The organism is Tardiphaga sp. 172_B4_N1_3, from assembly GCF_052076035.1.
Classification (GTDB): Bacteria; Pseudomonadota; Alphaproteobacteria; order Rhizobiales; family Xanthobacteraceae; genus Tardiphaga; species Tardiphaga robiniae.
Map to the genome: position 1 here is coordinate 5,123,534 of NZ_CP197238.1, position 22,274 is coordinate 5,145,807.

The following is a 22,274-nucleotide window of genomic DNA, read 5'->3' on the forward strand; positions in this document are numbered from 1 at the left end:
CTGATTCTATGGCGCGCAACGAAGTACGCGGGAATGGCGCAATGATGGCGAGCGTCCGGCGCCAAGTTTACGGATTGCGCGTTATGTCATTCAGGCGAGCGTCGCTGCTTAACTTCGTGATCCCGAAATCACGAGATCGTCGCGATGGATCATTTCGGCGCGGCCGCTGATCCCAAGAATAATCATCACGTCCGGAGATGAGCGGCCTTTGATCTTCTCAGCATTGTCTGCGTCATAAGCCACCAGGCCGCGGCCGATTTCGTGCGTGTCCGGTCCGCGCACGATAACGGCGTCGCCGCGTGCGAAGTCACCTTCCACCTTGATGACGCCGGCAGGCAGCAGACTCTTGCCGGCACGGAGTGCGGCGACAGCACCTGCATCAATAGTCAGCGTGCCTTTCGGTTCCAGCGATCCCGCAATCCAGCGTTTGCGCGCAGTGACGGGATTTGCAGGAGTCAGGAACCAGGTACACAGGCCGCCATCGGCGATCTTCTGCAGTGGATGCTCGACCTTGCCGGACGCGATGATCATATGCGTGCCCGCGGTGGTCGCGATCTTGGCAGCTTCGATCTTGGTGTACATGCCGCCGCGCGACAATTCGCTCTCGGCAGCGCCCGCCATGCCTTCGATCTCGGCAGTGACGCTGTCGACGATGGGAATCAACTTCGCATCGGGATTGGCGCCGGGTGGTGCAGTGTAGAGCCCGTCGATATCCGACAGCAGCACCAGCAGATCGGCGGAAGCCATGGTCGCGACGCGCGCCGCGAGGCGATCATTGTCGCCATAGCGGATCTCGTTGGTCGCCACAGTGTCGTTCTCGTTGATGACCGGCACCGCGCGCCATTCCAGCAGTTTGCCGATGGTCGAGCGCGCATTGAGGTAACGACGACGTTCCTCGGTGTCCTGCAGCGTCACGAGAATCTGTCCGGCACCGATGCCGTGATGGCCCAGTACTTCCGACCAGATGCGCGCCAGCGCGATCTGCCCGACGGCAGCGGCGGCCTGGCTCTCTTCGAGCTTCAGCGGACCGCGTGGCAATTTGAGGCGGCTGCGGCCGAGCGCGATCGAGCCTGATGAGACCACGAGGACGTCGCGACCATCGGCATGCAGCTTGGCGATATCGGCGGCCAGCGCGGCGAGCCACTTGGCCCTGACTTCGCCGGCCGCGGAATCGATCAGCAGCGACGAGCCAACCTTGACGACGATACGGCGAAAGTTCTTCAGCTCGGGGCGCGACATGATGTGGGCTTTGGCAGTGCGTGTGATGCTTGGACGGACGTCAGAGGCAGATCAGCTCGTCGCCGGCGCCCATGGCGCAGACTGCGCTGCGCTCTTGGCCTTGTCCGACACCGGCGCTTCGCCGATCACCGCGACCAGCGCCCGCAAAGCTTCCGGCACGCCTTCGCCCGTCGCGCCCGAGATCAGCAGCGGCGTTTGCTTCGCAGCGCGCTTTAGCCGGTCCTTCTGCTTCTTCAGCTCGTCCGGCTCGACCGCATCGATCTTGTTGAGCGCAACAATCTCGACCTTGTTGGCGAGGTCGCCCTCATAGGCATCGAGTTCGGCGCGGACGGTCTTGTAGGCCTTGCCCGCATGTTCGCAGGTCGCATCGATCAGATGCAGCAGCACGCGGCAACGCTCGACATGGCCAAGAAAGCGATCGCCGAGGCCAGCGCCTTCATGCGCGCCCTCGATCAGACCGGGAATGTCCGCCAGCACGAATTCGCGCGCGTCGACATCGACGACGCCGAGCTGTGGATGCAGCGTGGTGAACGGATAGTCCGCGATCTTCGGCCGCGCAGCGCTGACCTTGGAAAGGAATGTGGACTTGCCGGCGTTGGGCAGGCCGACGAGACCCGCATCCGCAATCAGTTTCAGCCGCAGCCAGATCCAGCGCTCTTCGCCGGGCTGGCCGGGATTGGCATTGCGCGGGGCGCGGTTGGTAGATGATTTGAAATGCGCGTTGCCAAAGCCGCCATTGCCGCCTTCGGCCAGCACATAGGTCTCGCCGAGCTTGGTGAAGTCGTGGATCAGCGTCTCGCGATCCTCATCGATGATCTGCGTGCCGACCGGAACTTTGAGCGTGATCGGCTTGCCATTGGCGCCATGGCGGTCCTTGCCCATACCATTGGTGCCGCGCGGCGCCTTGAAGTGCTGCTGGTAGCGATAGTCGATCAGCGTGTTGAGGCCGTCGACCACTTCGATGATGACATCGCCGCCGCGGCCGCCATTGCCGCCGGAGGGACCGCCGAACTCGATATACTTCTCGCGGCGAAAGGCCACGCAGCCGTTTCCGCCGTCGCCGGAGCGAATGTAGACCTTGGCTTCATCGAGGAATTTCATAGCGTATCCGTATCGCAGGGGGGTGGTCGCGGCAACCACTTCGTCGCCGGAGCATCGTGAAAAGCCCTTATTTGGGGGCCTTGCTGCGCATCAGGTGACGTCCTAAACGACTCATCTTGCCGTTAACCAAGCGTGCGCATTCCGCGACTTTCCTACAGGCTCATATAGGCATGTTTGCGACCATTTCGACCGCAGCCGACAATCGTGCCGCCCGGCTGGCCGGTATCGGCCTGATGCTCCTGGGCATCAGCATGTTCTCCTGCGGCGATGCGATCGGCAAATTCCTCGTCGGCACCTATTCGGTCGGGCAATTGATGCTGCTGCGGGCCTGCGCGGCGCTGGCGCTGCTGGCGCCGTCGATCTGGCGGCATCGTGCGGACTTCCTGCAGCTCGATCGGCCGGGTCTGCAGCTCATTCGCGTGGTGCTGTCGACGCTGGAAGTCGCGGCGTTCTTCTGGGCGGCGGCCTATCTGCCGCTGGCGGATGTCATCACCTATTATTTGGCCTGTCCGATCTTCGTCACCGCGGGCTCCGCGATCTTTCTCCGCGAATCCGTCGGCTGGCGGCGCTGGAGCGCGATCTTCGTCGGCTTCTGCGGTGTACTGATCGCGCTGCAGCCCTCGGCGCAGACGGTGACATGGCCGGCGCTGATCGCGCTCGGCGGCAGCCTGTCCTTCGCCGCGCTGATGCTCATCACCCGCTCGCTGCGTTCCGCGCCGGATGTCGTGCTCGCGACGACCCAGTTTATCGGCACGTTTACTTTCGGCGCCGTATTCACGGCGTTCGGATGGGTGACGCCCGATCTGCGCGATCTCGGCCTGTTCTTTCTGGCGGGCGTTGTCTCGGTCTGCGCGCTGCTCTGCGTCAATCGCTCGCTGAAGCTGGCGCCGGCGAGCACTGTGGTGCCGTATCAGTATTCGATGATCATCTGGGCGGTGATCTTCGGCTATCTCGTGTTCGGCGAATTGCCGTCGTGGGCCACGCTGATCGGTGCGGCGGTCATCATCGCAGCAGGGCTCTATATCTTCCTGCGCGAGCAGCAGCTCGGAAAGATCGCCGACGAAGTACCGCCAGCGGTGTGAACTTCTTTTCCCTCTCCCGCAAGGGGAGAGGGAAAGTAAGAGTCGTTCACCGTCGCGTCGACGTTCCCCAGTTCTTCAGCGAACTCCACACGCCCCTTGTCAGCTTGAAGCAGTCGACCGGTGTTGACGAGCCGATCGCTTCGAAGCGGTGCAGTTGAACACCGCTCCACTGGAAGCCGCACTTCTCCAGGATGTTGCGCGACGACGGATTGGCGACGCGCGCACCCGAGATCAGGTGATCGATATCGAATTCGTCGAATGCGTAATCGATCGCGGCACGTGCGGCCTCGGTCGCAAAACCCTGACCCCAGTGATCGACGCCGAGCCAGTAGCCGAGCTCCGGCGATTCGGCTTCGCGCCAGTCGATTCCGACCATGCCGATGGGACGACGATCGAGTTCGATCAGGAACACGCTGTCGCTTGCCGTGCCGCTCAGCGAATTGACGAAATCGACTGCGTGATCCTGCTGATACGGGAAGGGCAGGCGACGCGTCATCTCGGCGATGCGGCGATCATTGGCGAGAAGCGCGATGGCTTTTACGTCCGCGAGTGTCGGCTTGCGCAAGGCCAGCCGTTCGGTCTCGAGGACGCAGCCTCTGGTTTCTCTCAACGTCGGGGTCGGAATATCCTGCAACATCTCGGGCTCCTGTGTGCGCCCCGAAGCGACGCACCAAACGAAAAGGGGAGGCCGGTTTCCCGCCTCCCCTGGAGCCCAATTCTGGCGCTCCGCCGGTTCAACAGGACCCGGCGGACTCCAATGTGTCCACCGTTTATTCGGCCGCGGCTTCAGTAATCGGGAGTACCGATACGAAAGTGCGGCCGTTCGATTTGGCGCGAAACTCCACGTGGCCTTCGACCTTGGCGAACAGGGTATGGTCTGTGCCCATGCCGACATTAAGGCCGGGGTGCCAGGTCGTGCCGCGCTGACGCGCAATGATGTTGCCGGGAATCACGCGTTCGCCGCCGAACGCCTTCACGCCGAGGCGCTTGCCAGCCGAATCGCGTCCGTTGCGCGATGAACCGCCTGCTTTTTTATGAGCCATAGCCCGTCTCCGATCTCGATAAGTTCTAGATCAATTCCTTGAAGGAATTGTCTCACAGATTCTCAACTTTTCGCAGCGGCTTATTCCGCGGCGGGCTTTTTCTTCGCAGCCGGCTTCTTGGCTGCAGCAGGCTTGGCGGCGGCTGCCTTCGGAGCAGCGGCCTTCTTCGCCGGCGCCTTCTTGGCAGGAGCTTCGTCGCCATCAACCGGAGCGGTCACGACCGGCTTCTCACGCTTCGGGCGAGGTCCGATCGTCGGCGCCTTGCCGTCGGCCAGGATCTCGGTGATGCGGATCATCGTGAGTTCGTCACGGTAGCCACGCTTGCGCTTCGAATTCTTGCGGCGGCGCTTCTTGAAAGAGATGACCTTGGGGCCGCGCTTGTGATCGAGCACTTCGGCCGCAACCGACGCGCCGGCCACCAACGGCAGGCCGAGCACAGGCGTATCACCGCCCAGCACGAGAACTTCACCAAGCTGCACGATCGTTCCGACATCGCCGGCGATCTTGCCAATCTCGAGCACATCATCCGGAACGACGCGGTATTGCCGGCCGCCGGTTTTGATGACTGCGAACATCGTTATATTCCTTCGTGTTCGATCCCATCCTCGGATCAGATCCGGGACGGCTTCTTGTTCAGTCGATAAGGGTTCACCGCGACTTCCAGGAAGTCGCGCATCTTTGCGTTTTTGGTCGACGTTGCGACCCCACGCAAAAACAATCGGCGCCAAGCAAAGCTTGCGCCGAAGCGTGCTTTATAGAGGGTGAAGGCGGAGAGTCAAGGAAAGACGGGCGAAAAGCGAGCCAAAAACAGAGTCTTGGCGGATGAGTCGGTGCCTGCGATGGAGCGTACCATTTAACCTGCCGCCCCGTTTTTCGGGCGCCTGCCTTTAGTCGTCATGCCCGGGCAGCGCGAAGCGAGCTTCGCTAGATGACCCGGGCATCCATCTTCGGACGGAATGGCGGAAAGGTGGATGGCAGGGTCAGGTCCGGCCATGAGTTTTGTTCTCCAAATCAGAGGCTTAGCCTCTCGGTCGCCCTCACGACGCCAGGCTGCGCATTTCCTTGATCAGGTCGGACTTGCCCTCGAAGCCGATGCCCGGGAGTTCCGGCATGGTGATGTGACCATCCACCACCTTCACGCCGTCCGGGAACCCGCCATAGGGCTGGAACAGGTCCGGATAGGACTCATTGCCGCCGAGACCGAGGCCTGCGGCGATGTTGAGCGACATCTGGTGGCCGCCATGGGGGATGCAGCGGCGCCAGGACCAGCCGTAGCTCTTCAGCATGTCGAGCGTGCGGAGATATTCGACCAGGCCGTAAGAGAGCGCGCAGTCGAATTGCAGCCAGTCGCGGTCCGAGCGCATGCCGCCATAGCGGATCAGGTTGCGCGCGTCCTGCATCGAGAACAGGTTCTCGCCGGTGGCCATCGGACCGGGATAATGCTCGGCGAGCTTCGCCTGCAGTTCGTAATCGAGCGGATCGCCGGCTTCCTCGTACCAGAACAGGTCGTATTCGCGCAGTGCCTTGGCATAGGCGACGGCTGTGTCGAGATCGAAGCGGCCATTGGCATCGACAGCGAGTTTAGCCCCTGCCGGAAGCAGTTTCAGCACATGCTCGATGCGCTTGCAGTCATCGGCGAGCGGCGCGCCGCCGATTTTCATCTTCACGACATTGTAGCCGCGATCGAGATAGCCCTTCATTTCCGAGGCGAGGCCTTCGAGACCCTTGCCGGGATAATAGTAACCGCCCGCGGCATAGACGAAGACCTTCGGGTCAGCGGTGGTGCCATTGCGTTCGGCGAGCAAACGGAACAGTGGCTTGCCCGCGATCTTGGCGACCGCATCCCACACCGCCATGTCGATGGTGCCGATCGCGACCGAGCGCTCGCCGTGGCCGCCCGGCTTCTCGTTGGTAAACATGGTGGCCCACACCTTGTGCGGGTCGATATTGTTGCCCGAGGCGTCGATCAGGCTGTCGGGCTTGGCTTCCAGAATGCGCGGCGCGAAGCGCTCGCGGATCAGGCCGCCCTGGCCGTAACGGCCGTTGGAGTTGAAGCCGTAACCGATCACGGGTTTGCCGTCGCGGATCACATCGGTGACCACGGCGACCAGGCTCAGCGTCATTTTGCTGAAGTCGATGAAGGCGTTAGCGATAGGGGAGGCAATCGGGGCGGTACGCTCCCGGATGTCGACGATGCGCATGAGGCGCTCCTGCGGCTGGGGTGAGACGGGCTTGCGGAGAGGCATACGCCTCTCCTAGCCATCTCTGAAATGGTCATTTTTCATCTGAGAAGTTCCAAGATAAGATGGCTGGTGTCATCCCGGACGTCCCATGCAAAGCTTCGATCCAATTTCACTCCGCCTGTTCATCGCTGTCTGCGAGGAGCGCAATATCGCCAATGCCGCAAAGCGCGAGGCCATCGTGCCCTCAGCGGTGAGCAAGCGTATCAGTCAGATGGAGCAAGAAGCTGGCGTCCAGTTGCTTGAGCGCGGCCGACGCGGTGTCACGGTGACGGCGGCCGGTGAAGCGCTGTGGCGTTACGCACGCGAGTCGCTGCAACTGCTCGACCGGATGCAGGCCGAACTCGGCGCTTTCGCCGATGGTGTGCAGGGCCATGTGCGGGTGTTCGCCTCGAAATCGGCGGTGGCCCAGGTGCTGCCGGAAGATATCAGCCTGTTCGCCAAGCGCTATCGCGACGTGCGCGTCAGTCTGGAAGAGCGCGAGATCTGGGAGGTCGTCCGCGGAGTCGAGGAAGGGCGCGCCGATATCGGCGTCTGCTGGGATGCGGTTGACCTGCGCGGCCTCAAGACGTTTCCCTATCACCGCGATCATCTCGCGGTGGTGGTGCACCCCGATCATCCGCTTGCGAAACGCACGTCAGTGTCGTTCGAGGATACGATCGACTTCGAGCATGTCGATATCGTCGCGCGGAGCATCATGCAAACCATGCAGCGAAGCGTCGCGGCTGCGGCCGGCAAGCAGATGCGCTACCGCATTCAGGTTTCCACCGTGGATGCCGCCTATCGCATTGTCGCGGCGCAACTGGCCGTCGCGATCATTCCGCAGGAAGAAGCGTCCACGATCCAGCAGACGCTGGGGCTGAAGGTCATCCCGCTCAGCAATGACTGGGCGAAGCGGCAATTCGTCGTCGCCGTGCGCGACAAGGGCCTGAGTCGGCCGGCGCAATTGCTGCTGGAAAGCCTGAAGGAAAGCGCGAGCGAATGAGCATTCGCCACAGTGCAGTGTCGTGCGTGATCTTGAAGATGAATCACGCAGTCGATCTCGCGGAGCTAGCCGACTTGCTCGGTCGTTGCGCCGGCTAGCGGCTCACGCGGGCATCGGCAACGGCACGCTGAAACAACGCTGTCATCGCGTCCGAGATGCCCTGGGTCGGGCTGACCTCAAAATAGAAGCCTGGCGAAGCGCAGCTCTGCATATTGCTGGCGATCTGGCTGTTGGGTGAAGGTCCGTAAGGACCAGCGTTGAATGGTGCGATCCAGCTATTGTACCAGGCATTGGTCGGAAGTGCGAGGTAGGTCGTGTAAAGCACGGCAATCTTGATGCCGCGATTCTTCAACGTGGTGCAAAGCGCTGGATTGATCGGCGACTGGCATCGTCCACCAGTCGTCGGTTTCAGGCAGTTGCCGGGATTGTATTCGTCAGCCACGCCATCGGATACGAAGAAGAGATATTTGAGCGGTGCACCGGCTGTACCGGCTCCGGGGGCGCTGATGGCGGTGTTGATCGCCGGGAATATAGCGCTGTAGCCTGTGTCCTGATCGTTGTTGTCGTTCTGGCCGTTCACCGTCATCAAGTCGATGTTTCCGGCCGCCGTCTTCGCACTTGAGAGGCTGGACGACAATGTGAACAGGGCTCTCAAACCGGACGTCGAGGCGGCCGCGCCGAAGTCGTAGATCGCCATGCGGAACTGGTTGGAATAGGTCTGCGTACTGGCCGCGGTATCCATCAACTTCTGGGTGGCTGTACGCAGCACGTCGATGCGCGTGATCACGCCAAGTGTCTTGGCGAGTTTGTAGTAGTTGTTGCTGTTGTTGAGGTCGTGGCAGGCAAAGGCGCAGCTGTCCGACGTATTCTTGACCATCAGAGCCACGTCGGCCGGTGTTGCGCCGACGCCCATGGATGGCGAATTGTCGAGCAGCAGATAGAAATCGATGTAATTCGGCATCGTCGCCGTCGCGACAGAACTGCCGGTAACGGTCATTTTGGAAAAGCCCATGACGGATGTAAGACTGGTCGGCACATCCGCCGAGAATTGCATAGTGGCCGTCACGACGCCGTTGGCGCGATTGACGGTCGCTGTCGTGCTGGTCAGCGTGAAGCCGGTCCGGCCGGACGTGTTGCCCTTGAAAATATTGATTGCGTCGACGTCGCCCCCGGGGACGGCGCCGTCCGCCGCCATCGAACCTGCGGTAATGAATGCAGCAGACTTCTGCACGATGGAGCCGACGCTCGCAGTATCAAGGGCGGCTTGCAGTTGAGATCTGATCTGTAGTGCACGCGTATAGTCGACCGCGGCGCCAACCATGGAAATAAGGGGGATGCATGTGATCGCGAATATGATCGCGACATTGCCGCGCCGGTCGCGGCGAAAACGATCGGTTAGCCCAAGGAATGATAGCCCGAGGAATGACTTCAGCATGAATACGCACCCGTATGAATGCAGAGATAATTACCTGAGCTGATAAATTTACTGTTAGGTCGATCGCAGAAAGGTAGTGGCTTGGGTTGCTGCCCTGTTGGTTAGTTAAGGATGTTCTACCGGTATCATTGAAACCGGCTCGCGCGACCGACGCAAAAGGTGAGCGGTACGATCATCCCGGCGGGGCGATGAAACAAACCGGCTCCCGGAGCATTGTCATGCGGTTCTAGTCTGGCAGGGGCAATATGGCTGAAGACACAATGACGACCGTCGGCATCGGCAATCACGGTGCCAAGCGGCTGCCATCCGTTGACGTGGATACGTTCAACATCGAGCTGAAGGACGACAACGGCTTTCTCGGTGACCGCGCCAGCAAGGGCGCTTTTCAGCGCATACTGGATGATCTCAGAAAGCCATTGAAGAAAAACGGCGACGATCCGCTCGGCAAAAAGGCTGCCAACGAGATCAGTAAATCCAGCCTCGACGAAATCCTGCTTGGCGACGATGTGGCCGCGGCTGCGCTCGTCCATGGTGCGATCGAAGAATTCGCGCGGGAGCTGGCTTATGTCACGCAGCGCTTCTTCAAGACGAAGGCCTGGGCAGATACGGAATGCATCGTGGTCGGCGGCGGTTTCCGCCAGAGCCGTGTCGGGGAACTCGTCATTGCGCGTACGGACATCATTCTCAAGGCCGAGGATCTCAAAGTTACGTTGGTGCCGATCCGTTTTCATCCAGATGAAGCCGGCCTGATCGGTTGCCTGCATCTGGCGCCGTCATGGATTTTCGAAGGTTACGACAGCATTCTTGCGGTCGACATCGGCGGCTCCAACATCCGTTGTGGCGTGGTCGAAACCGCATGGAAGAAATCGAAGGATCTCTCCAAGGCCGCGGTGTGGAAGTCCGATCTCTGGAAACATGCCGATGATGAGCCGACGCGTGAAGGCGCCGTCAAGCGGCTGGTGAAGATGCTGAAGGATCTGATCTCCGCCGCCGACAATGAAGGCCTCAAGCTGGCGCCGTTCATCGGCATCTCGTGCCCGGGGGTGATCAACGAAGACGGCACCATCGCGAAGGGAGCGCAGAATCTTCCGGGTAATTGGGAAAGCAGCAAGTTCAACCTGCCAGCCTTGCTCGCCGAAGGCATTCCCACAATCGGGGATCACGATACTGCGGTGCTCATGCACAATGACGGCGTTGTCCAAGGCCTCAGTGAAGTCCCTTTCATGCAGGACTTCGAACGCTGGGGCGTGCTGACGATCGGAACGGGGCTGGGCAATGCTCGCTTCACCAACCGCAAGAAAGAGAAGGACGACAAGAAAGCGAAGAAAGACAAGGATTGAGCAGGACCGTTGAGCGTCCCGGTGCCGCCTCGGCCAATGGCCGAGTGCATGCATCCGTCGGCGAATCATCCTGGCGCCGCCATGGCTCGTCATGCCGCGCGTCCAACCATAGCGTGCGTTGCCGCTGCGAATCTGCAACGAAAAGGCTGGCTTCCTAGTCTACGCGCCAGCCAGAGCCAGCTTTTGCGGCTCTGCGGGCAATTGGGTGCGGATTTTCCGCTCTGCCCGTCTTGTCTGGCCCGCCATCCTCGCCTAGAACTCCGCGCAACCACCCACGGGCGACCGTGGGTCTTGGCGCCTTGGAGAGGTGGCAGAGTGGTTGATTGTACCGCACTCGAAATGCGGCATGGGTGCAAGCCCATCGGGGGTTCGAATCCCCCCCTCTCCGCCAGCCAGATCGATAGACCTTTGAAAGCAATAGCCTTTTGCCGCCCGTTTTGTACACGCGGGTGGTACACATGGCTCTACCCATGTATTGTTCTTGGAAGCACCCGACAGCGGCGACTATTGTTTCCGGCGAGGCGTGCCGGACGATCTCCGCGAGTTTGTTCGGCAAACGCGAAGGGCGGCTTAGCCTCGGTACCCGAGATACAGTCGAGGCAAAGCGTCTCCACGCCTTGAAGCTTGTCGAGATTGAAGAGCGTTGGTCGAACCCCCGGCAAAGCCAGCGCCCGCTCGCCTCCATCAGGCCCGCGCGGGCCCGCCGCCGCCGATGATGCAGTCATGGTGTTCGGCCATGGTGATACCGAGTGCTCAGCCGTGAGGATACCGGATCAGATCAGCAAAAATTATGGAGCGGCGCACACCGCGCCTCGCGATGCCGTTATTGAGCGTCAAGCTTACGAAACATCACGAGCGCATCAACATATTCGTCAGTCGGAAGCCGAAAAGCCTCAGGCAGCCGTCCGACGATCTCAAAACCAAGCGTAGTCCAGAGTCTCACCGCACGCACATTGCTGCTCACGACACAGTTGAATTGCATCGCGCGAAATCCGGAGCTTCTGGCATAGTCGAGCGAGTGTAGGCACATATTGCGCGCCACACCGCCGCCTTGCGCGCTCGCCAGCGTCATGTAGCCGCAATTGGCCACGTGGCTGCCACCACCGTCCTGGTTGGCGCGCACATAATAAGATCCCACGATCTGACCTTGGCGCACGGCAACGAAGGTTCGTTTATCCGGACCGTGCCAGTAGGACAAAGCATCGTCCTTCGTCATCAGGGGGTCCAGGGCGTAGGTCGTGCCTGCACGGATGGTCGGCTCGATGACCGACCAGATGTCTGCCCGGTCTGCCGGCTCAGCCGGGCGAATGATCAGGTCGTCGGAGTGTATGACCATAACAAGTGCCGCCTAAGCCGGACTGAATATACGCCGACCTTCGCCGGCATCTTGCCCGTGGGATTGACCGATTATTCTGCGGCGTTCCTCGGACGGGTTGGTATTGAAGGCGGCCTTGAACGCCTTGCTGAGATGCGAACCGTCGACGAAGCCGGTTTCGGCGGCGATTGCGGCCAGCGATAGGTCGGTCTTCAACATCCACCGTGCATGTTTCAGGCGCAGCCGCAGATATGTCGCCTGCGGCGACTGTCCGGTTTCCTCTTTGAAAAGACGCTCCAGTTGCCGCGTGCTCAGACTGACCTTGCCGGCCAGTCGCGCGACAGACAGCGGCGCTGATAGGTTCTGCTCCATCATTAGCAGCGCGCGCGAGATCCGTCCGTCGGTCTCGGCAAATTCGGTCGGCGGCGCCGATTGAGCCGAGGATCCGGGTTTCATGCGATCGATCAGCATGATGTGGAGCGCCTTCTGCGCGCTCGACAGGCCCATGCGTTGTTCCACGATATGGGCGGCGAGGTAGGCAACGCCCATGCCGCCCGAACAGGTGATGCGGTTGCCGTCGATGACGAAGAGCTGGTCGGCCACCGGGAGTGTCTCGCCGAATTCCTCCAGGAAATCGCGATAGTGGTACCAGCTGATGCAGCACTTTTTCTGGTTGAGAAGGCCTAGACGCCACAGCACGAAACTGCCGGTGCAGACGCCGATCAGATCGACCTTGGTGTTCGCAGCCTCCAGCAGATAGCGCTTGATCTTGTCATCGATCTGCGGGCCCTGATGCAGCAGGCCGCCCACGACGACGACATAATCGAGCTCGCGCGGATCGAGGAACCGGGAATTCGGATACATCAGCAGACCGCAACTCGAACGGATCGGCTCGTCGGTGTCGGCCATGATGTGCCACTGGCAGCGGATCGGCCGACTGTTGTCGCCCTCGTCGGCGGCGAGACGCAGCACGTCCACGAAGCTGGCCAACGCAGTCAGCGTGAAATTCTTGGTCAGAATGAAGCCAACGCGCAGCGGACGGACCTTTGGTTGCATCACCCCTGCCTTCGCATTCACCATATGGTCGAATGGCAATCCGGGTGATCGCCGCGAGACGATGCTCCAAAACGGACCCATGTCGCATCATTACATACCTCCAGCGCGCTGGGGCGGGCATTTACGACAGGCTGATCCTAAAAATACATTGGCGCGCGCGCAAGAGCGGCGAAGCGTCTCGCCCGGCGCGCGACGTTGTGGCGTCGGTTGGGAAACGGGGAAGCCCCAGGTTGTTGCGGCCAGATCAGGTCGGCCGGTGCGGCGCAGGAGGGTCAGCCGGCGGACGGCGGCTCTTCTGGCGTCGCGAACTGCGCTTCGCGGCCGATCGCAGTAAGAAATGCGTCGAGTGCACCGACCGACAGCGATGTCGTGCGGCTGTTGATGACGGGGTGGCAATTGATGCGCTCCGCCGATCGTAAGCGCGCATCGATGACGGGAGTGACCGCCTGATTGGCATCGTTGTAGAGCGCCAGAATCGAGACCGATCCCGGTTCGATCCCAAGCAATTCCTTCAGGGCTTCCGCGCTTCCAAATGACAGCCCGCCCTTGGCGCCGATCGTCTTTGCCAGCGACTTCAGGTGAACGGTCGCGGCTTCGTCGGTGACGAACAGGAAGAACCGTTTCTTGCCGTCGCGGAGGAACAGGTTCTTGGTGTGAATGCCGGGAATGTCGCCGCGCAGCGCACGCGACTCTTCCACCGTATGCACGGGCGGGTGTTCGAACGTCTCCACCACGATCGACTTGTCTTTGAGGTACTGAAGAATCTCGTCGCTGCGTTCGATGCTCATCCTGCGTGTCCTTGATCGTCGAGGGCGGGACTGCGTGCGCCCGGGGCATGCCGTCCTGTCTACATGGCAGCGATCCGTGTCGCATGGATACGTCGCGAATTCGAGACCCTGGCGAGCGAAGCCGGGCGGCTTGTCGCAAATCTACGTGTTTCGTGTCGGGGCTTTGCAAACCTGCGGCGTTCCGATGTCGCTCTGATCCAACATGATTGGCGGGCTGATGCTGGCCGCGAAGCGGCAGCGAGTTGTAGGCTCTGTCCAATCACAACGTGGACAGCCATGCAGAAATTTTCAGCGCTTTCATTACTACGGGCAGGGCTGACCGGTCATGCCGGCTGGCAGCGACAGTGGCGTTCGCCTGAACCGAAGCCGAGCTATGACGTCATCATCGTCGGTGGTGGCGGCCACGGGCTTGCAACGGCCTACTATCTGGCCAGCCGCTACGGCGTCAAAAACATTGCCGTCCTCGAAAAGGGCTGGATCGGCGGTGGCAATACCGGCCGGAACACCACGATCATTCGTTCGAACTATCTGTTCGACGAAAGCGCCGGGATCTACGAGCACGCCCTCAAACTGTGGGAAGGGCTGTCGCAGGAACTGAACTACAATGTCATGTATTCACCACGCGGCGTCTTGATGCTGGCGCACAACATTCACGATGTGCAGAGCTTCAAGCGACACGTTCATGCCAACCGTCTCAACGGCATCGACAATGAATGGCTGTCGCCGGCGGAATGCAAAGAATTCTGTCCGCCGCTGAATGTCGGTGGGTCCATGCGCTATCCGATCCTCGGCGGCGCGCTGCAGCGCCGCGGCGGCACGGCGCGCCACGACGCTGTGGCTTGGGGCTATGCCCGCGCTGCTGACGCGCTCGGAGTGGATATTATCGAGAATTGCGAAGTCACCGGCATCCGCCGCGCGCCGACCGGCGAGGTGGTCGGCGTCGATACGACGCGCGGCAGCATCAATGCAAAGCGCATCGGCGTCGTCGCGGCCGGTAATACCAGCACGGTGATGAACATGGCCGGCGTACGTCTGCCGCTGGAAAGCTTCCCGCTGCAGGCGCTGGTCAGCGAGCCGGTCAAGCCGATCTTCCCCTGCGTGGTGATGTCGAACACGATCCACGCCTATATCTCGCAGTCGGACAAAGGCGAGATGGTGATCGGTGCGGGAACGGACGTCTACACGTCCTATACGCAGCGCGGTGGCCTGCACATCGTCAATCATACGCTGGATGCGATCTGCGAACTGGTGCCGGCGTTCCGGCGCCTGCGCATGCTGCGCAACTGGGGCGGCATCGTCGATGTCACGCCGGATCGCTCGCCGATCGTGGCGAAGACACCGGTATCCGGACTGTACGTCAATTGCGGCTGGGGCACCGGTGGCTTCAAGGCGACGCCGGGATCGGGCGAGGTGTTCGCCAGCACGATCGCCAAGGACGAGCCGAACAAGATCAATGCGCCGTTCACCATCGAGCGATTCCGCGATGGTGCCGTGATCGACGAAGCGGCTGCGGCCGCCGTGGCGCATTGATAGCGGGGAAAACGAGATGCTCTTGATCAATTGCCCCTATTGCGGGCCGCGCCCGGAGGCCGAATTTGCCAATGGCGGGCAGGCGCATATCGCCCGCCCGGCCGACCCGATGAGCCTCACTGACGACGAGTGGGCCGCCTATCTCTATATGCGTGACAACACCAAGGGGTTGCATCACGAGCGTTGGCGGCACGCCAATGGCTGTGGCCGTTTCTTCAATGCCAGCCGCGACACGACCACGGACGTCATCAAGCGCACCTATCGCATGGGCGAGCGCCCCGAAGCCGAACATCAGGGTGCCAAGCCATGACGGATACGTATCGCGTGCGGCGCGGCGACGGCGCTGAAAGTCGCAACGCAGTTCATTTCACGTTCGACGGAAAGTCGTATCAGGGTCTGGCCGGCGACACGCTGGCCTCCGCGTTGATCGCCAATGGCGTGCATCTGGTTGGCCGTTCGTTCAAGTATCACCGGCCGCGCGGCTTCGTCTCCGCCGGCTCGGAAGAGCCGAATGCGCTGGTCGGTGTCGGCGCGACCCAGTCGCGCTATACACCGAACCTGCTCGCGACCCAGGTCGAGATCTATGACGGGCTGGTGGCCGAAAGCCAGAATCGCTGGCCGTCGCTCGAGACCGATGCCGGCTTCCTCAACGAATATTTCTCGGCCTTCCTGCCGGCTGGTTTCTACTACAAGACCTTCATGTGGCCGCGCACGGCCTGGAAGAAGCTCTATGAGCCGGTGATCCGTCGGATGGCCGGTCTCGGCAAGGCGCCGGCTGAGCCGGATGCCGATCGCTATACGCAGGTGTTTGCGCATTGCGACGTGCTGATCGTCGGCGCCGGACCTGCGGGTCTTGCCGCAGCGCTCGAAGCCAGCAACAGCGATGCCACCGTGATCCTGTGCGACGAGCAGGCAGAGATGGGCGGCTCGCTACTGTCCGATCGTTCGGCATCGATCGACGGCATGCAGGCCGCCGACTGGGCGCGCGCGGCGCTCGATGAATTGCGTAAGCGTCCCAATGTGAAGCTGATGTCGCGTACGACGGCGTTCGGCTGGTACCCGCACAATTTTGTCGGTCTCAACGAGCGCGTCACCGACCATCTCAGCAATCCCGCGACGAACCAGCCGCGTGAGCGGCTCTGGCAGGTCAGGGCAAAGGAAGTCGTGCTGGCGGCTGGCGCAATCGAGCGGCCGCTCGTCTTCACCGACAATGACCGGCCGGGCATCATCCTGGCCGATGCTGCCCGGACGTATGTGAATCGGTACGGCGTGGTGCCGGGCAAGCAGGTGGTCGTGTTCACCGCCTGCGACAGCGCCTATCGCGCGGCTCTGGACCTCAAGGCAGCCGGCGCCAGGATCCAGGTGATCGTGGATCTGCGCAAGAGCGCGTCGGGCCATTGGGTCGACAAGGCACGCGCCGAAGGCATCAAGGTTCGCTCCGACAGCATCGTTCGCGGCACGTCGGGCTGGCTGCGGGTAAAGTCGGCGCAGATCTCCAACGCGCAAGGCGGCGATGCCGAGACGGTGGCTTGCGATCTTATCCTGATGTCCGGCGGGTTCACGCCGTCGGTGCATCTGTTCTCGCAGAGCCGCGGCAAGCTCAGCTACAGCGAAGAGCTGCGGGCCTATGTGCCTGGCGAGTCCGTCGAGCGTGAGCGGTCGGTCGGGGCGTGCAAGGGACTGTTCGCGCTCGAAAGCGTCATCGAAAGCGGCGCCAAGGGTGGTCGGGACGCTGCGGCCAAGGCCGGCTTCTCCCCGCGCGGCGAGCGCAGCTATACGGTCTCCGCGCAGTCGGTGGGTGCCGATGCGTTCCTCGGCTCCGTGATGACCGATCATCAGGCGGAAAAGCGAGCCTGGGTCGATTTCCAGAATGACGTGACGGCCAAGGATGTCCGGCTCGCGACCCGCGAAGGGTTCCGGTCGATCGAGCACGTCAAGCGCTATACGACCACCGGCATGGCCACCGACCAGGGCAAGCTGTCCAACATGAACGCCCTCGGCGTCGTCTCGAAGCAGATCGACGTCGCGGTGCCGAAGGTCGGCCTGACCACGTTCCGGCCGCCTTATACGCCGACGACTTTCGGATCCTTTGCCGGCCAATCGCGTGGTGATCTGTTCGATCCCGTACGCAAGACCAGCATTCATCCATGGGCTGAAGCGCAGGGCGCACAGTTCGAGGATGTCGGTGTCTGGAAGCGCGCCTGGTATTTCCCGCAGGTGGGCGAGGACATGCATGCCGCCGTCGCGCGCGAATGCAAGGCGACGCGCGAGTCGGTCGGCATCTTCGATGCCTCAACGCTTGGCAAGATCGAGATCGTCGGCAAGGACGCTGCCGAATTCATGAATCGCATGTACACCAATGCCTGGACCAAGCTGGAGCCCGGTCGGCTGCGCTATGGCGTGATGCTGCGCGAAGACGGCTTCATCATGGATGACGGTGTCGTCGGCCGCATGGCGACGGATCGTTTCCATGTCACCACGACGACCGGCGGCGCGGCCCGCGTGCTGTCCATGATGGAGGACTACCTCCAGACCGAATGGCCGGACCTCGAAGTGTGGCTCACCTCGACCACCGAGCAGTGGTCGGTCATTGCCTTGCAGGGACCGAATGCGCGCAAGGTGCTGGAGCCGCTGGTCGAGGGCGTCGATCTGTCGGCCGATGCCATGCCGCATATGAGCGTCCGCGAAGGACGTATCTGCGGCGTGCCGACCCGGCTGTTCCGCGTGTCGTTCACCGGCGAACTGGGCTTCGAGGTCAACGTCCCCGCCGGCTATGGCCGGGCGATCTGGGAAGCGATTTTCGCGGCGGGCAAGCCCTACGGGATCACGCCCTACGGTACCGAGACCATGCATGTGCTGCGCGCGGAGAAGGGCTACATCATTGTCGGTCAGGAAACCGACGGCACGGTGACGCCCGATGACGCCGGCCTCGGCTGGGCTGTCGGCAAGGCGAAGCGGGATTTCGTCGGCAAGCGCTCGCTGTCGCGGCCGGCGCTGGTCAGGGAAGACCGCAAGCAACTGGTCGGGTTGCTGACGACGGACCCCAAGGTGGTCCTCGAAGAGGGCGCCCAGATCGTGCTCGATCCCGCGCATCCCATTCCGGTGCCGATGATTGGACATGTCACCTCCTCCTACTGGAGCGCGACGCTGAACCGTTCGATCGCGCTGGCACTCGTTCGCGGCGGTCGCTCGCGGATGGGTGAGGAGCTCTCGATCCCGATGCCGGATGGCGTGATCAAGGCGAAAGTCGTCGACTCGATATTGTTCGATCCGAAGGGGGAACGTTTGAATGCTTAGTCCTGCGATCATGCGTTCGAACGCGTTGTCCCCAATGCAGTTGTCCGGCACCACTGCTGCGTTCGCCACGACGCTCTCGATTCTTCCCGATGCGGCGAAGCTGGTGTTTCGCGGCAAGACCGAGGCGATCGAGGCTGCTGGGGCGCATTTTGGCGTCAAGCCGAGCCTTGAGGCCTGCCGCTTCGCGGCGGTCGGCGGCCGGTCGGTCTATTGGCTGGGGCCGGACGAATGGCTGTTCCAGGCGGTGAACGAGGATCCGATCGAGGTATTTGGCGGGATGTCGGCAGCGCTGCAAGCGCAGGCCTGCTCGCTCGTGGATGTCAGCCATCGTTCGGATGGCATCGCGGTTGCGGGGCCGACGGCCGCGCTGGTGCTGAACCATGGCTGCCCGCTGGATCTGTCCCTCAAGGCGTTCCCGGTCGGGATGTGCACGCGCACGGTGCTGGGCAAGGCATCACTTCTGCTGTCACGTTCTGAAGAGCACGTGTTCCATGTGGATGTATGGCGTTCGTTTGCGCTCTATGTCTGGCAGTTCCTCGACGAAGCGCGAAGCCTGTCCTAGCAGCCCCGCTGCGCCCTGGAGACCGCACGATGATTGGAACGTTCGATCTCTTCAAGATAGGCATCGGGCCGTCGTCATCGCATACGATGGGACCGATGAAGGCTGCGGCGCTGTTTGCCAGCCAGCTTGCGGAGCGCGGTCTGCTGAAGGATCTCGCGCGCGTGAAGGTGGAGCTGTTCGGCTCGCTGGCCTGGACCGGTCGCGGCCATGGCACCGACAAGGCGGTCGTTCTCGGTCTTGCTGGCAAGTTTCCGGAAACGATCGATCCGGAAGAAGCGGAGACGCTGGTCGATGGCGCCCGCGCGGCGGGCACGCTGCGGGTTGCCGAGCGGCGCAACGTTCCGTTCGATTTCGCCAATGACATCATCTTCGACGGTGTGACCGAGCCGCCAAACCATCCGAATACGCTGGCGCTCTCCGCCTTCGATGCGGCCGGTCATGTCCTTCACGGCGAGCGCTGGTGCTCCGTCGGCGGCGGCTTTGTCGTTCCGGAAGCGCAGGTCGGCGTCGTCGGGATCGTCGAGGACGTTCCCGTCCCGCATCCTTTCAGGTCGGGCAAGCAGCTACTCGAGATCGGTGCGAAAACCGGTCTGTCGATTGCGCAGATCGTCATGGCCAACGAGATGTCGTCGCTCCCGGCGGACGAGATCGAGCAACGGCTCGATCGCATCATCCAGGTGATGATGGACTGCATCGATCGCGGCATGACCAAAGAGGGGCAGCTGCCTGGCGGACTGAACGTCAAGCGCCGCGCGCCCTCACTGCATCGGCGCCTTGTCGCCGCTGCAAGCTCGAACAGCCGCGCCCAGCATGAGGTGATGGATTGGGTCAGCCTGTATGCGATCGCGGTCAACGAGGAGAATGCGGCGGGTAGCAAGGTGGTGACGGCACCGACCAATGGCGCGGCCGGCATCATACCTGCGACGCTTCGCTATTTCCGCGACCATTGCCGCGAGGCATCACAGGAAAACATGCGCGTGTTCCTGCTGACGGCCGCTGCGATCGGCGCGCTGTTCAAGATGAATGCGTCGATTTCTGGCGCGGAGGTCGGCTGCCAGGGTGAGGTTGGCTCGGCCTGTTCGATGGCGGCGGCGGGGCTCGCGGCCGTGCTCGGCGGTACCAATGAGCAGATCGAGAACGCCGCCGAGATCGGCATGGAGCATCACCTCGGCATGACCTGCGATCCGATCGGCGGGCTGGTGCAGGTGCCATGCATCGAGCGCAACGCCTTTGGTGCCGTGAAGGCGATCAATGCGGCGTCGCTCGCATTACAGGGCGACGGTACCCACGTGGTGCCGCTCGACAAGGTGATCGCGACGATGCGCGAGACCGGGCGCGACATGCAATCGAAATACAAGGAGACCTCACTGGGAGGTCTCGCTGTCAATCTGGCAGAATGTTGAGGGAAGACCATGACCCAAGCCGAACGCGAGGCATTCTTCACGACCGATCTCGCCCAAGCAGACCCAACCATCTCGTCGTCGCTTGCCGGAGAACTCGGCAGGCAGCGTGACGAGATCGAACTGATCGCGTCCGAGAACATCGTATCGCGTGCAGTGCTGCAGGCGCAGGGCTCGGTGCTGACCAACAAATATGCCGAAGGCTATCCCGGCCGGCGCTACTATGGCGGCTGTCGCTTCGCCGACGAAGTCGAGGAGGTTGCGATCGAGCGCGCCAAGACGCTGTTCGGCTGCAGCTATGCCAATGTGCAGCCGAATTCCGGGAGCCAGGCCAACCAAGCAGTGTTCATGGCGCTGATGAAGCCCGGCGACACCTTCATGGGCCTCGATCTTGCGGCAGGCGGTCATCTCACCCATGGCGCCAAGCCGAACATGTCGGGCAAGTGGTTCAACGTCGTCAGCTATGGCGTTCGCCGCGACGACTGCACCATCGATATGGAGCAGCTCGAGAAGCTGGCAGTGGAGCACAAGCCGAAGGTCATCGTCGCCGGTGGCTCGGCCTATTCGCGGTTCTGGGATTTTGCTGCGTTCCGCCGCATCGCGGATGCGGTCGGTGCCTACCTGTTCGTCGACATGGCGCATTTTGCTGGCCTCGTGGCGGGCGGCGCCCATCCGTCGCCGTTCCCGCATGCGCATGTGGTGACCTCGACCACTCACAAGACGCTGCGCGGCCCGCGCGGCGGACTGATCCTGACCAATGACGAGGACATCGCCAAGAAGATCAATTCGGCGATCTTCCCGGGATTGCAGGGCGGGCCGCTGATGCATGTCATCGCCGCCAAGGCCGTGTCGTTCGGCGAAGCGCTGCAACCATCGTTCCGTCAATATGCGGCCGACGTCGTCGCCAATGCGCACGCGCTGGCGGACACGCTCTCAAAGGCCGGCTATCCGATCGTCACCGGTGGCACCGACAATCACCTGATGCTGGTCGATGTCCGGCCGAAGAACCTGAACGGCAAGCTCGCCGAGGCGGCGCTCGGGCGGGCGAACATCACCTGCAACAAGAACGGTATCCCGTTCGATCCGGAGAAGCCGACCATCACGTCGGGCATCCGGCTCGGCTCGCCAGCGGCGACGTCGCGCGGTTTTGGCGTCGGTGAATTCGAAGAAGTAGGCAGGCTCATTGCCGCCGTCCTGGATGCGAATTCCGGCGCGCCAGACCAGGGAGCGCCGGAGGTCGAGGCAAAGGTACGTGGCCGCGTCGCCGAGCTGGTTGCGTCGTTCCCGATCTATCGGTCCTGATCAGGCCGCTTGATGGAGCGTGTCGGAGAGGGGCAGGCGGACGGGATATTCATCCAGGGGCTGAATGTTCACGCGCGCCACGGCCTGCTGGATCACGAGGCGCAACTAGGGCAGCGCTTTGTGATCGATATCGATCTGCAGGTCGATCTCTCCGATGCGGCCAGTTCGGACGATATAGGACAGACGATCGACTATGCGTCAGTCGTCGCCACCGCGACTGAGGCGTTTTTGGCGTCGCGCTATGTGAGGGCCCGATCATCGAACAGGAGACCGAACGGGTGACGCACGCGTCGTCCTCGGACGATCTTGTCGCCGTTGGGCGCGACATCGAGTCGCGAGTTCTGGCGCGGGCCGTGCGGCTTCATCTCGAGCGTCGTGCCTTTTGAATGGACGCAAGACGGTGGTGTTCTAGCGCCCGCAATGCGACGACGAATGATGCTGCGAATGCTCGTTTGAAAAGCATCGACAGGCCAAGATTTGATCTTCGCGATGAATTTTGCAGCGCAGCGGAAATCATTGTGTTTGCTACGCAAAATAGTCCGACGAGCAGTCGGCGCGC

The 22,274-nt window shown here is 61.9% G+C and carries 21 protein-coding genes, 1 tRNA gene and 1 pseudogene; 13 read left to right on the forward strand and 10 right to left on the reverse strand.

Going from position 1 to position 22,274, the window contains the following annotated elements; genetic code table 11:
• Nucleotides 1-108: 108 nt before the first annotated feature.
• Together proB and obgE are read right to left on the reverse strand one after the other, a co-directional pair.
• Entirely contained in the window at nt 109-1,239 is a 1,131-nt protein-coding gene (proB, locus tag AB7783_RS24315) for a glutamate 5-kinase (protein WP_092140564.1), read from the reverse strand.
• A 51-nt stretch (nt 1,240-1,290) separates the two neighbouring features.
• A complete protein-coding gene (gene obgE, locus AB7783_RS24320) occupies nt 1,291-2,340 on the reverse strand; it encodes a GTPase ObgE (protein ID WP_439086962.1) in 1,050 nt (349 codons plus the stop codon).
• Nucleotides 2,341-2,504: 164 nt separating this feature from the next.
• Between obgE and AB7783_RS24325 the strand changes: the two genes are divergently transcribed.
• Nucleotides 2,505-3,422 carry a DMT family transporter gene (locus tag AB7783_RS24325; protein ID WP_093758225.1) on the forward strand — a complete coding sequence of 306 codons (918 nt, stop codon included), beginning with the start codon at nt 2,505-2,507 and terminating at the stop codon, nt 3,420-3,422.
• Between the two features lie 46 nt (nt 3,423-3,468).
• On the opposite strand, the gene AB7783_RS24330 is transcribed toward AB7783_RS24325, so the two are convergent.
• From AB7783_RS24330 to AB7783_RS24345, 4 genes are all read right to left on the reverse strand, one after another.
• Nucleotides 3,469-4,059: a GNAT family N-acetyltransferase gene (locus AB7783_RS24330; protein WP_089266554.1), complete on the reverse strand. Its 591-nt coding sequence runs from the start codon at nt 4,057-4,059 to the stop codon at nt 3,469-3,471.
• A 133-nt stretch (nt 4,060-4,192) separates the two neighbouring features.
• The gene (rpmA, locus tag AB7783_RS24335) at nt 4,193-4,465 is read right to left on the reverse strand and encodes a 50S ribosomal protein L27 (protein WP_068737821.1); all 273 of its coding nucleotides are present in this window, start codon (nt 4,463-4,465) and stop codon (nt 4,193-4,195) included.
• Between the two features lie 80 nt (nt 4,466-4,545).
• Nucleotides 4,546-5,040 (reverse strand): 50S ribosomal protein L21, encoded by a 495-nt coding sequence (gene rplU, locus AB7783_RS24340; RefSeq protein WP_089266555.1) that lies wholly within the window; start codon nt 5,038-5,040, stop codon nt 4,546-4,548.
• 462 nt (nt 5,041-5,502) lie between these two features.
• Entirely contained in the window at nt 5,503-6,666 is a 1,164-nt protein-coding gene (locus tag AB7783_RS24345) for a mandelate racemase/muconate lactonizing enzyme family protein (RefSeq protein ID WP_441278998.1), read from the reverse strand.
• A 130-nt stretch (nt 6,667-6,796) separates the two neighbouring features.
• Between AB7783_RS24345 and AB7783_RS24350 the strand changes: the two genes are divergently transcribed.
• A complete protein-coding gene (locus tag AB7783_RS24350) occupies nt 6,797-7,690 on the forward strand; it encodes a LysR family transcriptional regulator (RefSeq protein WP_439065540.1) in 894 nt (297 codons plus the stop codon).
• Nucleotides 7,691-7,784: 94 nt separating this feature from the next.
• On the opposite strand, the gene AB7783_RS24355 is transcribed toward AB7783_RS24350, so the two are convergent.
• A complete protein-coding gene (locus AB7783_RS24355; protein WP_231078508.1) occupies nt 7,785-9,125 on the reverse strand; it encodes a TadE/TadG family type IV pilus assembly protein in 1,341 nt (446 codons plus the stop codon).
• 245 nt (nt 9,126-9,370) lie between these two features.
• Here AB7783_RS24355 and AB7783_RS24360 point away from each other — a divergent pair, with 245 nt between their 5' ends.
• The 3 genes from AB7783_RS24360 (at nt 9,371) to AB7783_RS24370 (ending at nt 11,181) form a co-directional block, all read left to right on the forward strand.
• The gene (locus AB7783_RS24360; RefSeq protein ID WP_120287815.1) at nt 9,371-10,465 is read left to right on the forward strand and encodes an ROK family protein; all 1,095 of its coding nucleotides are present in this window, start codon (nt 9,371-9,373) and stop codon (nt 10,463-10,465) included.
• 301 nt (nt 10,466-10,766) lie between these two features.
• Nucleotides 10,767-10,856 (forward strand) — tRNA-Ser (locus AB7783_RS24365).
• A gap of 79 nt (nt 10,857-10,935) precedes the next feature.
• Entirely contained in the window at nt 10,936-11,181 is a 246-nt protein-coding gene (locus AB7783_RS24370) for a DUF6538 domain-containing protein (protein ID WP_441279757.1), read from the forward strand.
• A 107-nt stretch (nt 11,182-11,288) separates the two neighbouring features.
• On the opposite strand, the gene AB7783_RS24375 is transcribed toward AB7783_RS24370, so the two are convergent.
• From AB7783_RS24375 to AB7783_RS24385, 3 genes are all read right to left on the reverse strand, one after another.
• Nucleotides 11,289-11,780: a GNAT family N-acetyltransferase gene (locus AB7783_RS24375; protein ID WP_175369627.1), complete on the reverse strand. Its 492-nt coding sequence runs from the start codon at nt 11,778-11,780 to the stop codon at nt 11,289-11,291.
• Between the two features lie 33 nt (nt 11,781-11,813).
• Nucleotides 11,814-12,917 carry a GlxA family transcriptional regulator gene (locus AB7783_RS24380; protein ID WP_089266567.1) on the reverse strand — a complete coding sequence of 368 codons (1,104 nt, stop codon included), beginning with the start codon at nt 12,915-12,917 and terminating at the stop codon, nt 11,814-11,816.
• A gap of 191 nt (nt 12,918-13,108) precedes the next feature.
• Nucleotides 13,109-13,624 carry a prolyl-tRNA synthetase associated domain-containing protein gene (locus AB7783_RS24385; RefSeq protein ID WP_441278999.1) on the reverse strand — a complete coding sequence of 172 codons (516 nt, stop codon included), beginning with the start codon at nt 13,622-13,624 and terminating at the stop codon, nt 13,109-13,111.
• A gap of 276 nt (nt 13,625-13,900) precedes the next feature.
• Between AB7783_RS24385 and AB7783_RS24390 the strand changes: the two genes are divergently transcribed.
• The 8 genes and pseudogenes from AB7783_RS24390 to AB7783_RS24425 all read left to right on the forward strand — a co-directional run.
• Nucleotides 13,901-15,154, forward strand: a complete 1,254-nt coding sequence (locus AB7783_RS24390; protein WP_441231191.1) for a sarcosine oxidase subunit beta family protein — start codon at nt 13,901-13,903, stop codon at nt 15,152-15,154.
• 16 nt (nt 15,155-15,170) lie between these two features.
• Complete coding sequence (locus AB7783_RS24395) at nt 15,171-15,464, forward strand: sarcosine oxidase subunit delta (protein ID WP_068737808.1); 294 nt, start codon at nt 15,171-15,173, stop codon at nt 15,462-15,464.
• Nucleotides 15,461-18,451: a sarcosine oxidase subunit alpha gene (locus AB7783_RS24400; protein WP_441279000.1), complete on the forward strand. Its 2,991-nt coding sequence runs from the start codon at nt 15,461-15,463 to the stop codon at nt 18,449-18,451. The genes AB7783_RS24395 and AB7783_RS24400 overlap by 4 nt, the downstream gene beginning before the upstream one ends.
• Nucleotides 18,444-19,013 carry a sarcosine oxidase subunit gamma gene (locus tag AB7783_RS24405; protein ID WP_441279001.1) on the forward strand — a complete coding sequence of 190 codons (570 nt, stop codon included), beginning with the start codon at nt 18,444-18,446 and terminating at the stop codon, nt 19,011-19,013. Before AB7783_RS24400 ends, AB7783_RS24405 begins: the two co-directional genes overlap by 8 nt.
• A gap of 29 nt (nt 19,014-19,042) precedes the next feature.
• Nucleotides 19,043-20,416, forward strand: a complete 1,374-nt coding sequence (locus AB7783_RS24410; RefSeq protein ID WP_441279002.1) for an L-serine ammonia-lyase — start codon at nt 19,043-19,045, stop codon at nt 20,414-20,416.
• A gap of 9 nt (nt 20,417-20,425) precedes the next feature.
• On the forward strand, nt 20,426-21,715 hold the full coding sequence (gene glyA, locus AB7783_RS24415) for a serine hydroxymethyltransferase (RefSeq protein ID WP_441279003.1): 1,290 nt from the start codon (nt 20,426-20,428) through the stop codon (nt 21,713-21,715).
• A gap of 12 nt (nt 21,716-21,727) precedes the next feature.
• Complete coding sequence (locus AB7783_RS24420) at nt 21,728-21,997, forward strand: dihydroneopterin aldolase (RefSeq protein WP_441279004.1); 270 nt, start codon at nt 21,728-21,730, stop codon at nt 21,995-21,997.
• A pseudogene (locus AB7783_RS24425) lies at nt 21,955-22,127 on the forward strand (formyltetrahydrofolate deformylase); the annotation flags it as partial. The gene AB7783_RS24420 and the pseudogene AB7783_RS24425, both read left to right, overlap by 43 nt.
• Nucleotides 22,128-22,274 lie beyond the last annotated feature (147 nt).